This is a genomic window from Winslowiella toletana, assembly GCF_032164335.1.
Taxonomy (GTDB): Bacteria; Pseudomonadota; Gammaproteobacteria; order Enterobacterales; family Enterobacteriaceae; genus Erwinia; species Erwinia toletana_A.
The window spans coordinates 2,827,415-2,840,208 of sequence record NZ_CP134152.1 but is presented as its reverse complement, the minus strand read 5'-3'; the positions used below and the strand labels follow the sequence as shown (position 1 = coordinate 2,840,208).

Below are 12,794 nucleotides of genomic sequence, written 5' to 3'. Positions count from 1 at the left end.
GACACTGATGAAGAACTGGAAGACGAGCGCTGAACAGATTTTGACAACCGGACCGGTAGTTCCGGTTATCGTCGTCAATAAACTGGAACATGCTGTTCCGATGGCGAAAGCGCTGGTTGCGGGCGGGGTTCGCGTGCTGGAAGTGACGCTGCGCACGCCGGTGGCGATGGACGCGCTGCGTGCGATAATCCAGCAGGTGCCGGAGGCGATTGTCGGCGCAGGTACCGTGCTGAATACTCAGCAGCTGGCGGAAGTGACGGAAGCGGGGGCGCAATTTGTCATCAGTCCCGGACTGACTGAGTCACTGGTTAAAGCGGCGGTTGAAGGCCCGATTCCATTGATTCCGGGTATCAGCACGGTGTCAGAGCTGATGACCGGTCTGGAATACGGGTTGCGCGAGTTCAAATTCTTTCCGGCGGAAGCCAACGGCGGCGTGAAAGCGCTGCAGGCAATTGGCGGTCCATTCCCTCAGGTGCGTTTCTGCCCGACCGGCGGCATTACGCCGAACAACTACCGTGACTATCTGGCGCTGAAAAGCGTGCTCTGTATTGGCGGTTCCTGGCTGGTGCCCGCGGATGCGCTGGAAGCCGGAGATTATCAGCGAATTACCGATCTGGCGCGTGAAGCGGTGGCGGGCGCACGTTAAGCGCTGAAAGTGCAGGGGCGTTTTAACTACGCCCCTGCAATGTTAGCCGCTGACTTTCACGCCCGCTGCGCAGGCAATCGCGCGCTCGACGGCTTGATCAATATTGTCTCCGGTTGCCAGCGCAACGCCTAAGCGGCGCTGACCGCGAATCTCCGGCTTACCAAACAGACGCAGCTGCAGACCAGCACCCAGCACTGCCGGCACGCCGCTAAACTGCAGGTTATCGCTGTCCAACTGCGGCAAAATTACCGCTGAGGCCGCCGCGCCATACTGGCGGATTCCGCCAACCGGTAAGCCGAGGAAAGCGCGCACGTGCAGCGCGAACTCAGACAGATCCTGTGAAATCAGCGTTACCATACCGGTATCATGCGGACGCGGTGACACTTCGCTGAACACCACCTCGTCGCCACAGACAAACAGTTCGACGCCAAACAGTCCATGACCTCCTAAGGCGCTGACCACTTTCTCCGCAATCTCTTCGGCGCGCTTAAGCGCCAGCTCGCTCATCTGCTGCGGCTGCCAGGATTCACGATAATCGCCATCCTGCTGGCGATGACCAATTGGTGCGCAGAAGTGGATGCCGTCGACGGCACTGATGGTCAACAGAGTAATTTCGAAATCGAAATTCACCACGCCTTCAACGATCACCCGGCCTGCTCCGGCGCGGCCACCTTGCTGCGCGTAGTCCCATGCCTGATCGAGCTGTGAAGCTGTACGGATAAAGCTCTGGCCTTTGCCGGATGAGCTCATCACCGGCTTAATGATGCACGGGAAGCCAATTTCCTCGGTGGCTTGCAGGAAAGCGGTTTTGCTGTCGGCAAAGCGGTAGCTGGAGGTTGGCAGCGCCAGCTCCTCAGCGGCCAGACGACGGATACCTTCGCGATTCATCGTCAGGCGGGCGGCACGGGCAGTCGGTACTACGCGCTGACCCTGTTTTTCCAGCTCGATCAGCATATCGGTGGCAATGGCCTCGATTTCCGGCACGATATAATCAGGACGCTCTTTCGCAACCAGTGCCTTCAGCGCTTCGCCATCCAGCATGTTGATCACATGGCTGCGATGAGCCACATGCATCGCGGGTGCATCGGCATAGCGATCTACAGCAATTACTTCAACGCCTAAACGCTGACATTCGATCGCCACTTCTTTACCCAGTTCACCTGAACCTAAAAGCATCACGCGAGTTGCGGCAGGGCGCAGCGCGGTTCCAAGAGTCGACATAATACCTACCTGAAGAGATGAAAAAATCGCGCGCAGTATAAACGAAAACGATTGCGTGCACATCTGCTTCGCCGGCTTGATCGCAAAAAAAGCTGCTGCTATACTGGATATAAATACAGTTAAATGGGCGAAAATCATGGCTATCGAAGTAAAATATGTCGTTGTCAGAAAAGGTGAGGAAAAGATGACGTTTGCCAGTAAAAAAGAAGCGGATGCTTATGACAAAATGCTTGATATGGCAGAAGTTTTCACTGACTGGCTGATGACAAGCGGTATTGAGCTGGATGAAGCGCAGCAAGAAGCGCTGGGCATGCATCTGGCAGAAAATAAAGATGCGGTAAACCACATCCTGCGCACCAGTAAATTGCCAAAAAGCAGCGCCGCCGTCGCGTCTGATGACGAGGCAGAGCAGGGTAAAAGTAAGCCGGTGCGTGCGGTAAAAGTGGCGTAATCGTCGGGTCGCATTCAGGCGATCCGATGTTTTCCCGACTTTTCTTCTGCTTACGCTTCTTGACGCATGTTGTTCTACTCTGAAGTTCATCGGTTCTTTTAAAGGAAATAAGATGAATAACTGGCTACAACAAATTCAGTCGGTACTGGGTAACAGCAAAAGCGGCAGTAAAAGCGGCGGCGAAGGGCTGAGTAAAATGCTGGCGCCAGGTGCGCTCGGCGGTCTTGCGGGGTTGCTGATCGCCAACAAGTCGTCGCGTAGCCTGCTGACCAAATACGGTAAAAACGCGTTGATTATCGGCGGTGGCGCGGCGGTAGGTGCCGTGTTATGGAACAAATACAAACAGCGCGTCAGTGAAACCCACCGCGATGAACCACAATTCGGCCAGAGTGAAACGCCGGTTGATTCCCGTGCGGCACGCTTAATCACAGCGCTGGTGTTTGCCGCGAAAAGTGACGGGCATATCGATGCGCAGGAACGTCAGTCAATTGAACAAAATGTGCATCAGTTAGGCATTGGTTCGCAGGGCGAAAAGCTTATCCAACAAGCTATCGAGCAACCACTCGACCCGCAACTGCTGGCTCATGACATCCGCAATGAAGAAGAAGCGCTGGAACTTTACTTCCTGAGTAATGCGGTAATTGATGTTGACCATTTTATGGAGCGCAGCTATTTGCAGGCGCTGGGCGACGCGCTGAAAATCCCGCAAGATGTCCGGGATGGCATTGAAAACGATATCCGCGAAGAGAAGAATAAACTCACTGCCTGATTGTCAGGCCGGACAAGTCCGGCCGCTAATCTGGCCTGTTCTCACTCTCTGGCAGGCGCATATGCAGTAAAGGATAGGGTTTTCCCTGAGCATCCAGTGCTGAGCGTCCGGTTATCTCAAATCCCATACTCAGATAAAATCCGGTCGCCTGCGGGTTCTGTTGGTTAACGTCCAGCTCGCGGGCGGCTAGCTGGCCAACAGCAAAATTGACCAGCTGCCTGCCGATGCCCTGACCACGTAGATCGGGATCAATAAACAGCATTTCAATCCGCTGTTCCACTACGCCAATAAATCCACCCGGCCGCCGGTTGTTATCCAGCCACACATAGGTGTTAACGTTGGGAAGATACTCATTTTCAACGCAAATCTTCAGGCGTGCGATCTCCTGTACAGAGAGAAAGTCATGGGTTGCGCTCACTGAGCGCTGCCAGAGTTCGGTCAGTACTGTGTATTCAGAGGGGTAAGCCGGGCGAATCATGGGGATTTCCTTATTACTTGCTTGTTTAATTTACCTTTACCGCTTGGCAATCACAACGCCAGATGCCACCCTTAGCTCAACTGACTCAAGGGTGTAAACGGATTATGACTGCTCCAACCGCAAAGAAAATTCCTCACGTAATGACTCTGCATGGCGAAACGCGCCAGGATGACTATTACTGGCTGCGCGACGATCGGCGCGCAGATCCGGCGGTGCTCGAATATTTGCGGGAGGAAAACGACTATAGTCAGCGTGTAATGTCCTCGCAACAAGCGTTGCAGGAACAGGTGCTGAAGGAAATGATCGATCGCATTCCGCAGCAGGACCATTCCGTGCCCTACGTGAAAAATGGCTATCGTTATCAGCGTCGCTATGAATCCGGCAATGAATATCCGATTTATACGCGCCAGCTTGCCGAAACCACCACGCCAGAACAGTGGGATACGCTGCTGGATGCCAACCAGCGCGCAACACACAGCGAGTTCTATACCACGGGGGCACTGGATATCAGCCCCAATAATCAGATTATGGCGCTGGCGGAAGATTTTCTGTCTCGTCGTCAGTATGGCATTCGCTTTTGTAATCTCACCCGCGATAGCTGGTATCCGGAAGTATTGCAAAATGTCTCATCCAGCTTTGCCTGGGCGAATGACTCCCGAACTTTCTATTACGTGCTGAAAGATGAAACCACGCTACTGCCGTGGCAGGTGTGGCGTCATACCCTCGGCGAGCCGCAGAGTGCTGACCAGTTGGTGTATGAAGAGCTGGATGACACCTTCTACGTTAGCGTGCATAAAACGACGTCAGAGCAGTTTATTGTTATTGCGCTGAACAGCAGTACCACCAGTGAAATCCTGCTGCTCGATGCCGACGATGCCGAAGCCAAACCGCAGATATTCTGCCCGCGCGTTAAAGATCATGAATATTCCCTTGATCACTACGACGGCCATCTCTATGTACGTTCAAACCGTGAGGGCAAGAACTTTGGCCTCTATCGCACCGACTTTAGCGACGTCACCCGCTGGGAAACGCTGGTGGCCGCGCGCGATAATATCGTGCTGGAAGACTTTCAGCTGTTCCGTGACTGGCTGGTCGTGGAGGAGCGCCAGCGGGGCCTGACCAGTCTGCGGCAAATAAACTGGCAAAATGGAGAGGCAATTGGCATTGCGTTTGACGATCCGGCTTACGTCACCTGGCTCTCTTATAATCCGACACCGGAGAGCAGCAAGCTGCGCTACGGCTATTCATCGATGACCACGCCTTCCACGCTGTTTGAGCTGGATCTGGATACTGGCGAGCGTCAGGTGCTGAAACAGTCGGAAGTGAAAGGCTTTGACGCCAGTCAGTACCGCAGCGAGCGTTTGTGGGTGAAAGCACGTGATGGCGTTGAAGTGCCAGTATCGCTGGTTTATCACCGCCAACACTATCAGCCGGGTAAAAATCCACTGCTGGTGTATGGCTACGGTTCCTATGGCAGCAGTATGGACGCCGATTTCAGCGCCAGCCGTCTGAGCTTGCTTGACCGCGGTTTTGTCTTTGCGCTGGCACATATACGCGGTGGCGGTGAAATGGGGCAGCAGTGGTATGACGACGGTCGTCTGCTGAATAAACTCAACACCTTCAATGACTTTATTGACGTCACCCACAGTTTATTGCAGCAGGGTTATGGTGATAAACGGCGGCTGTATGCGATGGGCGGCAGCGCCGGAGGATTGCTGATGGGGGCGGTAATCAACCGCGAGCCGCAGCTTTATCATGGTGTGGTAGCGCAGGTACCGTTTGTTGATGTGGTCACTACCATGCTTGATGAGTCGATCCCGCTGACCACCGGCGAATATGATGAGTGGGGCAATCCGTCTGAACAGCAGTACTATCATTATATTCGGCAGTACAGCCCGTATGACAACGTCAGCGCGCAGCATTACCCGCATCTGCTGGTCACCACCGGGCTGCACGATTCTCAGGTGCAGTATTGGGAGCCTGCCAAATGGGTAGCGAAGCTACGCGAGCTGAAAACTGACGATAATCTGCTGCTGCTGTGGACCGATATGGATGCTGGCCACGGCGGTAAGTCCGGGCGCTTTAAGGCCTATGAAGGGGTGGCGCTGGAGTATGCATTTCTGATTGGGCTGGCGCAGGGGACGTTAACCACCGGCAACGCCAGCTAATCAGTCAGCCAGATGGTGCTGCATCGCGCTGCGCAGGTCGGCTTTCAGGTTCGGGATATTTTTAAGTACCCACTTAAGATATCCCGGATCGCGCTTCGCTACTTCCTCAATCTTACGTCCGCGATATTTGCCAAACGGGAAAGTATCGTTGCCACTTTTGGGCTGCATCCGCGCCAGCATTTCTGCCGCATCCCAACCGGTAGTTTGCATAATGCGAATCAACAAGGCGGCGGTGACGTAGCAGTCATATAGCGCACGGTGCGCATGCAGTTCCGCCGGTGGAGTGACATCCAGCTGTAAACTTTCGCGCAGCGCCTGATTGCCATATTTAATTCCCGGCCACAGTTTACGTGACAGCGTCATGGTACAGATCCACTCGCCGTGCATTTCCGGTAGCACCCGGCGATCAAAGCTGGCGTTGTGCGCCACATAGTAAGGGCTGCCATGATAACGGCTAATCGCCTGTTCAATCGGCGGCTTGCCGATCACCATCGCTTCACTGATACGATGAATTGCCATCGCCTGGCGGCTGATTGGCCGGTCAGGTGAGACCAGGTCGCTCATCGGATTGACGATCTGGCCGTCAATAACATCCACCGAAGCGACTTCAACAATGCCGCCTTGCAGGCCACAGGTTTCTGTATCGATTACGCGTAACATGATTTACCTTCCCGACAAAATTGCGCTTAGCCTAACGGATGGATTTCGCCTTGCCAACCCTGAGGTGTGCGCCGTACGACCATAAGCAGTTCACCGCTTCCGCTGCAGATGACTTTATTACCCTCGGCATCCCAAAAGGCGCTGCCGCCATTACTCTCATAGCCACCGGTCGGTTTCGCATGGTTAGCCATCAGTACTGCCATACGGTAATCAGCAGACCAGCGCGACAGAGAATGGCAATCGCTGTCATAAGTTTTTTCAGAAACTAACACGCTGGCGGCATAGAGATCTGCACCGCATTCGGCCGCGTCACGGGCAAATTGTTCAATCACAATATCGGCACAGACCGCAATCGCCACATTACGGGTTGGCGTACCGAAAACTGGCCCGCCACGTCCTGGCTGGAAGAACTGACTTTCACTGCCAAGCAGATGGCGTTTGGCATAAGCAAAACGGGTGCCGTCGGGCAGAAAGGTCACCGCGCCAATATGGTAATGGTGGTCAACCCGTAACGGCATACCGACAATAATATTCATCTGGTGTTGATGAGCGGCTTCTGCGAACTGAACGAGACGCGCATCATTCAGCGACAGAGCCAATTGTGGGCCAACTTCCAGTTCATAACCGCTCAGGGAAAGCTCAGGAAATAACAGCAGATCGATCTGCTGGCGGCTCGCCTGCTGAATAAATGAGAGATGGTGAGAGATATTCCCGTCGATATCACGAGAGCGGGAAGCATACTGTGCAGCGGCGACACTCCAGGGCAACATACCGATTCCTGAATTCAGATTGAGGTGCGATTATATCATCGCAATTTACCGCTAATCTCAAGCGATGCATCAGTTATTTTTGCTTCGGCTCATAAGGTAAACGAGACAGGCTGAGTGATGCCTGACGATACTGCATCAGGCGCTGGCGAAACCAGTCGCGCAGCGCTTCCGGCTGCTCGCGTTCCACCATTTCCGCAATAACGGGCATATTATAGCGCTCTTTAAACGCCACGCCGGCGGCGGCTAAATCGACATTAATTTTATCTTTTTCTTCTTGCGGCAGTGTCGCCAAATTATGACTCATTTTCTTCTCCTGTTGCTGTGCGGCAAAAAGTAATGCAGATAAGCATAATTGGCAAGCAGAGGCGCGCATCGATAGCTGTTATCGCCTCGACAGCCCTTTATTAGCGGAGTATTCTTTTGCTCTCATCGGCAGCCTGCCGGCTGCAGCACAGAAGGATGATCCGATGTTTAACCGTAAATTTTCCTCATTATTCACCGCCACAGCGCTGCTGGCGACGGTGGCTTTCTCGCAATCTGCTTTGGCGCATGCGCATCTGAAAAGTCAGTTTCCGGCGGCAGATGCCAATGTTGACGCGGCACCTCAGGCGCTGACGCTGACTTTTTCGGAAGATATTGAGCCAGCTTTCAGCGGGCTGGAAATCAGCGGCGCGGATAACAAGGCCTTGCCCGTCGCCAAAGCGCAACGCAATGGCGCGAAAAAGAATCAGCTGATTGTTCCGCTGGAACAGCCGCTGACCAGCGGTAAGTATCAGGTTAAGTGGCATGTATTATCAGTTGATGGTCACAAAACCAAAGGGAACTACAGCTTCAGCGTGAAGTAATTGATGTCGCTCAGCACGTTATATATCGCCTGCCGCTGGCTGCATTTCGCCGCAGTAATGCTGTTGGCCGGCAGTGCGTTTTACAGCGCACTGCTGTCGCCGAAACGCTTTAAAGCGCACCTGGCCCAGCGGCTGCATCCACTGATGCTGACAAGCAGCGTGGTTGCATTACTTAGCGCGCTGGCTTTACTGGCCGCGCAGACCGGCCTGATGAGCGGTGACTGGCGTAATATCTCCGATCCTGATACCTGGCGGGCAGTGCTCGGCACCGGCTTCGGCGAAGCCTGGCAGTGGCAAATTATCCTGCCGCTCATTGCCTGTGCGGCTTTTCTGCGGCGCGGCGTATGGCGTCAGCCGTTGCTGCTGACACTGGGGCTGGCCCAGCTTATCGGGCTGGCCTTTGTTGGTCATGCTGCGATGTTGGATGGCTGGCCGGGCGCACTGCAACGCGCTAATCATGCACTGCATCTGATCTCATCGGCATTCTGGGTGGGTGGTTTACTGCCATTGCTGTTGTTAATGGCCGATGCACGTAACATTGCGCTGCGCAGTGATGCGATACGCGCCATGATGCGTTTCTCGCGCTATGGTCATCTGGCGGTTGCACTGGTGATACTCACCGGTATTATCAACGCTCTGATGATTCTTGGCTGGCCGCTGGTCAGCTTCGGGTTATACAGTCAGCTGTTGCTGATCAAAATTCTGCTGGTGGGGTTAATGGTGGCCATCGCGCTGCTGAATCGCTACTGGCTGGTACCGCGTTTTCGCCGGGCAGGGCAGCGGGCGCAGCAAGGTTTTATCCGCATGACGCAGGCGGAACTGCTGCTGAGTACGCTGGTGCTAATGCTGGTCAGCATCTTTGCTACCCTGGCACCGGCATAAATTATTTTTGCGCCTGAGAGTTCGGGCGCGTTCAGTGAGGTTATAAAACTCGATGAAAAAACTGGTCTGTTTACTGCTCGCAATGGGCATCAGCAGCAGCGCACTGGCTGCATCGCAAATCATTACCGTTAGCCGCTTTGAAATCGGTAAAGAGAAGTGGGCGTTTAACCGTGAAGAAGTGATGCTGACCTGCGCCGCCGACCACGCGCTATTTGCTATTAATCCCAGCACGCTGATGCAATATCCGCTGAATAATAAAGCCAGCGAGATGATGTTAGCCGGACAGGTAAAAGCTCAGCCAATCAATGTGATTCAGATTGATGACCCGAAAAACCCGGGGCATAAGATGAGCCTGACACCCTTTATTGAACGCGCAAGCAAACTCTGCAACTGATTGATTTAAATCGGTAAATTGGCGCGCTTCTTTATAAGCGCGCTGAGCTCTTTTAGCACCTGCTGCTAGTCGACAGCCTTTATTAGTGAAAGGCTGCATTCGGATTTCTGCCATCCCGATCACAAAGTTAACTTCTTCCTTTCAAGCCGATAACCTGTGGCTGGAAATCCCCTTTAGTTTGGCTACTCTTTAAAGGGCAAGGCGACACCGCCTGCAATAATGCCAACTTTTAGCGCACGGCTCTACCAGAGCCATTTCCCTGGACCGAATATAGGAATCGTATTCGGTCTTTTTTTAAGTTATTGATTCATCTGCTTCTATTAGGGTTTAGCCCGAAATTATCCGAAATATGTTCGAATTTCCAATATCCAGTCTAAACCATCATGTATTCTTGCCCGCGAGAATCCAGATACTTTTTGGTCATTGACAGGTTTTTGTGTCCCAGTAATTTCTGCGCGAAATCCTCGCCATTCTCGGCTTCGAACAATCGACTTGCCAGGCTGCGTATTTCATGAAATGTCGGTGGATTTTCACCGAACTTAATACCGCTCAATTCTCGTGCTTCAGCAAAAGCCTGGGTTAAAGCAACCGGCGTAACAGGGCCTGGCTTTCTGCCCCCGCGCCTTACGGCTGAATAGATCATATAATCTGACGGATTATCCCGTCGGCATAAATCGATAACTGCTTCAAGTGACAACCCCAACGCTTTCAGCTCAAGGTTTAAAGGTATGGCCAGCTTATGGCTGGTTTTGCTCTGAGTGATAAATACTCGATTATCCCTGACATCGCTGAAAAGCATCCGCGTGACATCTTCCGAGTTCCATCCACTATGCTTTCAAACATTCCAGCTATGTCAAAGCCCGCGATATAGCAGCAATATGAGGCAGGCATTTGGTTATCGATTTTAACAATAGTCCATCACAAGCAGTTTCAGGCGCATCGACTTAATAGATTTCTGCCAGATGACGCAGCACATAGGCAGCAAAAATGTTTAACTGCTCGTTGCGATCTGCAGTGAGGTCGGCGATCCTTTTTAGGATGTCAGGTTTTCAGATGTTGTACGGTTTGTGCTTTTATCACTGTACCCTGCTCTGATGGACGCTTGCGTGGCATTTAAGTCAAGTAAGGTACTCGCTACAAAAAATATTTTGTCTGTCGGTGAGTGCCATTCAATTACCTGCTTACCGGGACATTATGAATAACTTTATTTTTATTAGACTCTTCGACAACAAATCAGTACGCAATGCACTGATAGCATCAACCGAAAGCAAAGATGACATTGGTGTAGTACTGAGGCTTCACCTGATTACAGAAAACTTTCTAGAAGCGTTCATTTGTTCAGCAATTGGGAAGGAAAACCTCTTTGACTCCACTTCGAAAGAAGGAAGACCATTCAAACTAAGTTATTTCAAAAAGCTCGAACTAGCGTCAAAACTTGGCCTGCCTACACCATCTTTCAGAGTGCTTGATAAATTTAACTCTCTGAGAAACGGTCTCGCGCACAACATACACACTGATTTTATCGAAAAAAGTTTTATTACCTCGTTAGCTGACCTTGTCAGGAATATAGATAATGATGTTGATTTATCTCTTAATGAAGAAAGCTTAGAGCTTTTTGATTCAGACGGTATAAGCAAGGGAAGCTATGAATTCAAGGCTCATGAAACCCCCAACAGAGTCAAGCTTATAATATTAGTTTCTTCTTTAATTCGGAAAACTATTGGTAAATGCTTGGGCTTTTACCAGCTTCATACACACCTTGAGTTTAGTCTTTCGAACACTAATCCAGACACTGTTCTTTAATGTACTGCTGCAGCCCAGTTAGTTGTGTGGTGATGATGACGATTGGCTTTTTAAGAGTGAAATAATCCCGTTGAGCGGCGTCAGTAAGTCTGGCGCTGGCGTCATCATCAATCAGTGCGGCATCCTCTCTGGCATCAGTTAACAGCATCAGTTCAGTCAGGCTTAACTGGTGCAGTTGTTCCGGGTTCAGCTTATTGCGTAGTACCTGCGCTTTCATTTCGACTTTGCGCGCCAGCTCGGTCAGGTTGTGCGTTTGTGCAAACTGACGGCAGGCATTATCGAGATGAGAGCGTTTGGAAACCTGAAAATCAAACATGATTCGAACCCTTGAAACTTGCAAAATCAAATTAGCGTTTGATATAGCGGCAGTTAATTGCGTGTTGCAGATTTGTCTCGCGCCATGCAGCAACATTTACCAGTGCGTTACCGTGTTTTTCCATCACGTTAGTGCGCGTCTGACCTGTCTTTTTGCATTCGATAGTTCGCGTAACTGTGCTGGTTGGGGTAGGGGCGAGAAGCACAACGCCGTTAGCAATCCACTTCTCTAACATGGACTTGCTGATACCGTTGGCTGCTGCGAAGTCTTTTTTAGACATGGTTGCGGATGTGTTGACCGCAAGTGCCTTTACAATAGCGTTTTTAACCGCTGCGCTAAGAGCCGGCATAAGTGCTGATGCAATATTTGACAGCAGCTCAGGCGATTGAAGTAAGTCAAATGCGCTCTGACTGTTTGCATTTTCAGTATGCATAAAGCAGTATCTCCGATAAGTCATCGTGTTCTATGGTGTTACATGTGGTGTGTACATACTGTAGATCCGTTTTTTCATATCTATAAATATGAAAATCAAATCTAAGGTAACAAAATGCGCATTGAGTCTGCAAAAGCTGCTGATGTTCTAGACCGAATCCTGTCTTCATATGGGTTTACTATGCAAAAAGAGCTGGCAGAGCTTCTTGAGATTGCAAAGAGTAATGTTGCCGGTTGGTTGCAGCGTGACCAGATTCCGGGGAATGTGATTGTTCAATGTGCTTTAGATACACAGAGTGATGTCAACTGGTTGGTCACAGGAGAGTTTGCAAAAGCAAGTTTTGATAAGGAGCCGCTGGAGGCTAGAGGTAAGGCTCTTTACGACGAGATTATGACTAACGGCGGTAAGCTTGTTTTGCGGCGCATACTGGATGCATACGGCTTTACCCTGCAAAAACAGCTATGTGAATTACTCGACATTTCATCCGGCACGGTAAGCACTTGGGTTCGCCGAGATTATTTCCCCGGTGATGTGGTGGTGGCGTGCGCACTCGATACCGGCGTATCACTTCAATGGTTAGCTACAGGAAAGGGCCAACCAACCAGCAATCAATCTGCCATCCCGTCAGCTAACCAGATCCCTAAGTATCGTTTTGAGTCCGGGCGACTGAAAGATGCAGGTCTGTGGACAGCAGACCCAACGCTGTTAAATGCATCATCAAGTAGTGCTGAATATATTGAGGGTGTTAAATATTCATGGCTCATCGACAGGTCCCAAAATGAAATCGTCAGCGGCCGATGGTTTGTTATCGTTGATGGCGCTTATGACGTTTTCGATATAGCTCGCCTACCGGGCGGAAAGTTGAGGCTAGCCAATAGCTCAATAAGTTATGAGTGTTCCCTTGCTGATATTAAACCTTATGGGGCTGTTTTGTTTACACTTGGAAAACATATTTGAA

Annotated in this window: 17 protein-coding genes and 2 pseudogenes; 9 read left to right on the top strand and 10 right to left on the bottom strand. The window is 51.3% G+C overall.

From position 1 onward, the window contains the following. The first annotated feature begins 7 nt into the window (after nt 1-7). Nucleotides 8-646 carry a bifunctional 4-hydroxy-2-oxoglutarate aldolase/2-dehydro-3-deoxy-phosphogluconate aldolase gene (locus RIN69_RS13250; protein ID WP_313852352.1) on the top strand — a complete coding sequence of 213 codons (639 nt, stop codon included), beginning with the start codon at nt 8-10 and terminating at the stop codon, nt 644-646. 42 nt (nt 647-688) lie between these two features. On the opposite strand, the gene purT is transcribed toward RIN69_RS13250, so the two are convergent. Further along, complete coding sequence (purT, locus tag RIN69_RS13245) at nt 689-1,867, bottom strand: formate-dependent phosphoribosylglycinamide formyltransferase (protein ID WP_313852350.1); 1,179 nt, start codon at nt 1,865-1,867, stop codon at nt 689-691. 136 nt (nt 1,868-2,003) lie between these two features. Between purT and RIN69_RS13240 the strand changes: the two genes are divergently transcribed. Both RIN69_RS13240 and RIN69_RS13235 read left to right on the top strand, forming a co-directional pair. Next, nucleotides 2,004-2,318: a YebG family protein gene (locus RIN69_RS13240; RefSeq protein WP_313852349.1), complete on the top strand. Its 315-nt coding sequence runs from the start codon at nt 2,004-2,006 to the stop codon at nt 2,316-2,318. Between the two features lie 112 nt (nt 2,319-2,430). Beyond that, a complete protein-coding gene (locus tag RIN69_RS13235; protein WP_313852348.1) occupies nt 2,431-3,087 on the top strand; it encodes a tellurite resistance TerB family protein in 657 nt (218 codons plus the stop codon). A gap of 25 nt (nt 3,088-3,112) precedes the next feature. Here RIN69_RS13235 and RIN69_RS13230 read toward each other — a convergent pair whose 3' ends face one another. Next, nucleotides 3,113-3,565 (bottom strand): acetyltransferase, encoded by a 453-nt coding sequence (locus tag RIN69_RS13230; protein WP_313852347.1) that lies wholly within the window; start codon nt 3,563-3,565, stop codon nt 3,113-3,115. A gap of 104 nt (nt 3,566-3,669) precedes the next feature. Here RIN69_RS13230 and RIN69_RS13225 point away from each other — a divergent pair, with 104 nt between their 5' ends. Then, nucleotides 3,670-5,733 carry a prolyl oligopeptidase family serine peptidase gene (locus tag RIN69_RS13225; protein ID WP_313852345.1) on the top strand — a complete coding sequence of 688 codons (2,064 nt, stop codon included), beginning with the start codon at nt 3,670-3,672 and terminating at the stop codon, nt 5,731-5,733. On the opposite strand, the gene exoX is transcribed toward RIN69_RS13225, so the two are convergent. The 3 genes from exoX to RIN69_RS13210 all read right to left on the bottom strand — a co-directional run bounded on the left by exoX (nt 5,734) and on the right by RIN69_RS13210 (nt 7,467). After that, complete coding sequence (gene exoX / locus RIN69_RS13220) at nt 5,734-6,393, bottom strand: exodeoxyribonuclease X (RefSeq protein WP_313852344.1); 660 nt, start codon at nt 6,391-6,393, stop codon at nt 5,734-5,736. It abuts the gene before it with no gap. 26 nt (nt 6,394-6,419) lie between these two features. After that, entirely contained in the window at nt 6,420-7,163 is a 744-nt protein-coding gene (locus RIN69_RS13215) for a carbon-nitrogen hydrolase family protein (RefSeq protein WP_313852343.1), read from the bottom strand. A gap of 73 nt (nt 7,164-7,236) precedes the next feature. Next, nucleotides 7,237-7,467, bottom strand: coding sequence for a DNA polymerase III subunit theta (locus RIN69_RS13210; protein ID WP_313852342.1), 231 nt, complete (start codon nt 7,465-7,467; stop codon nt 7,237-7,239). 163 nt (nt 7,468-7,630) lie between these two features. On the opposite strand from RIN69_RS13210, the gene yobA reads away from it, so the two are divergent. Genes yobA through RIN69_RS13195 form a run of 3 tightly spaced genes read left to right on the top strand, consistent with a single transcriptional unit; the run spans nt 7,631 to nt 9,284 of the window. Beyond that, complete coding sequence (gene yobA, locus RIN69_RS13205; protein WP_313852340.1) at nt 7,631-8,008, top strand: CopC domain-containing protein YobA; 378 nt, start codon at nt 7,631-7,633, stop codon at nt 8,006-8,008. A 3-nt stretch (nt 8,009-8,011) separates the two neighbouring features. Continuing rightward, nucleotides 8,012-8,890, top strand: coding sequence for a copper homeostasis membrane protein CopD (copD, locus tag RIN69_RS13200; protein WP_313852339.1), 879 nt, complete (start codon nt 8,012-8,014; stop codon nt 8,888-8,890). A gap of 52 nt (nt 8,891-8,942) precedes the next feature. Then, the gene (locus RIN69_RS13195; protein WP_313852338.1) at nt 8,943-9,284 is read left to right on the top strand and encodes a YebY family protein; all 342 of its coding nucleotides are present in this window, start codon (nt 8,943-8,945) and stop codon (nt 9,282-9,284) included. 373 nt (nt 9,285-9,657) lie between these two features. Here RIN69_RS13195 and RIN69_RS13190 read toward each other — a convergent pair whose 3' ends face one another. Then, nucleotides 9,658-10,083, bottom strand: a complete 426-nt coding sequence (locus RIN69_RS13190) for a tyrosine-type recombinase/integrase (RefSeq protein WP_313852337.1) — start codon at nt 10,081-10,083, stop codon at nt 9,658-9,660. A 151-nt stretch (nt 10,084-10,234) separates the two neighbouring features. Next, nucleotides 10,235-10,453, bottom strand: a pseudogene (locus tag RIN69_RS13185) (terminase small subunit); the annotation flags it as partial. A 25-nt stretch (nt 10,454-10,478) separates the two neighbouring features. On the opposite strand from RIN69_RS13185, the gene RIN69_RS13180 reads away from it, so the two are divergent. Further along, nucleotides 10,479-11,087: a hypothetical protein gene (locus tag RIN69_RS13180; RefSeq protein WP_313852336.1), complete on the top strand. Its 609-nt coding sequence runs from the start codon at nt 10,479-10,481 to the stop codon at nt 11,085-11,087. Here the strand turns inward: RIN69_RS13180 and RIN69_RS13175 are convergent. The 3 genes and pseudogenes from RIN69_RS13175 to RIN69_RS13165 all read right to left on the bottom strand — a co-directional run bounded on the left by RIN69_RS13175 (nt 11,065) and on the right by RIN69_RS13165 (nt 11,836). After that, entirely contained in the window at nt 11,065-11,199 is a 135-nt protein-coding gene (locus RIN69_RS13175) for a lysis system i-spanin subunit Rz (protein WP_313857740.1), read from the bottom strand. The genes RIN69_RS13180 and RIN69_RS13175 overlap by 23 nt on opposite strands. Beyond that, nucleotides 11,194-11,403, bottom strand: a pseudogene (locus RIN69_RS13170) (phage regulatory CII family protein); the annotation flags it as partial. The gene RIN69_RS13175 and the pseudogene RIN69_RS13170, both read right to left, overlap by 6 nt. Nucleotides 11,404-11,434: 31 nt before the next feature. Beyond that, a complete protein-coding gene (locus RIN69_RS13165; protein WP_313852334.1) occupies nt 11,435-11,836 on the bottom strand; it encodes a hypothetical protein in 402 nt (133 codons plus the stop codon). Between the two features lie 114 nt (nt 11,837-11,950). On the opposite strand from RIN69_RS13165, the gene RIN69_RS13160 reads away from it, so the two are divergent. Continuing rightward, complete coding sequence (locus RIN69_RS13160) at nt 11,951-12,793, top strand: phage repressor protein CI (protein WP_313852332.1); 843 nt, start codon at nt 11,951-11,953, stop codon at nt 12,791-12,793. Nucleotide 12,794: the final 1 nt, after the last annotated feature.

Excerpts from the sequence above, each read along its gene's own strand:
- RIN69_RS13250 (WP_313852352.1), top strand. The coding sequence starts at position 8 with ATGAAGAACTGGAAGACGAGCGCTGAACAGATTTTGACAACCGGACCG.
- purT (WP_313852350.1), bottom strand. The coding sequence starts at position 1,867 with ATGTCGACTCTTGGAACCGCGCTGCGCCCTGCCGCAACTCGCGTGATG.
- RIN69_RS13240 (WP_313852349.1), top strand. The coding sequence starts at position 2,004 with ATGGCTATCGAAGTAAAATATGTCGTTGTCAGAAAAGGTGAGGAAAAG.
- RIN69_RS13235 (WP_313852348.1), top strand. The coding sequence starts at position 2,431 with ATGAATAACTGGCTACAACAAATTCAGTCGGTACTGGGTAACAGCAAA.
- RIN69_RS13230 (WP_313852347.1), bottom strand. The coding sequence starts at position 3,565 with ATGATTCGCCCGGCTTACCCCTCTGAATACACAGTACTGACCGAACTC.
- RIN69_RS13225 (WP_313852345.1), top strand. The coding sequence starts at position 3,670 with ATGACTGCTCCAACCGCAAAGAAAATTCCTCACGTAATGACTCTGCAT.
- exoX (WP_313852344.1), bottom strand. The coding sequence starts at position 6,393 with ATGTTACGCGTAATCGATACAGAAACCTGTGGCCTGCAAGGCGGCATT.
- RIN69_RS13215 (WP_313852343.1), bottom strand. The coding sequence starts at position 7,163 with ATGTTGCCCTGGAGTGTCGCCGCTGCACAGTATGCTTCCCGCTCTCGT.
- RIN69_RS13210 (WP_313852342.1), bottom strand. The coding sequence starts at position 7,467 with ATGAGTCATAATTTGGCGACACTGCCGCAAGAAGAAAAAGATAAAATT.
- yobA (WP_313852340.1), top strand. The coding sequence starts at position 7,631 with ATGTTTAACCGTAAATTTTCCTCATTATTCACCGCCACAGCGCTGCTG.
- copD (WP_313852339.1), top strand. The coding sequence starts at position 8,012 with ATGTCGCTCAGCACGTTATATATCGCCTGCCGCTGGCTGCATTTCGCC.
- RIN69_RS13195 (WP_313852338.1), top strand. The coding sequence starts at position 8,943 with ATGAAAAAACTGGTCTGTTTACTGCTCGCAATGGGCATCAGCAGCAGC.
- RIN69_RS13190 (WP_313852337.1), bottom strand. The coding sequence starts at position 10,083 with ATGCTTTTCAGCGATGTCAGGGATAATCGAGTATTTATCACTCAGAGC.
- RIN69_RS13180 (WP_313852336.1), top strand. The coding sequence starts at position 10,479 with ATGAATAACTTTATTTTTATTAGACTCTTCGACAACAAATCAGTACGC.
- RIN69_RS13165 (WP_313852334.1), bottom strand. The coding sequence starts at position 11,836 with ATGCATACTGAAAATGCAAACAGTCAGAGCGCATTTGACTTACTTCAA.
- RIN69_RS13160 (WP_313852332.1), top strand. The coding sequence starts at position 11,951 with ATGCGCATTGAGTCTGCAAAAGCTGCTGATGTTCTAGACCGAATCCTG.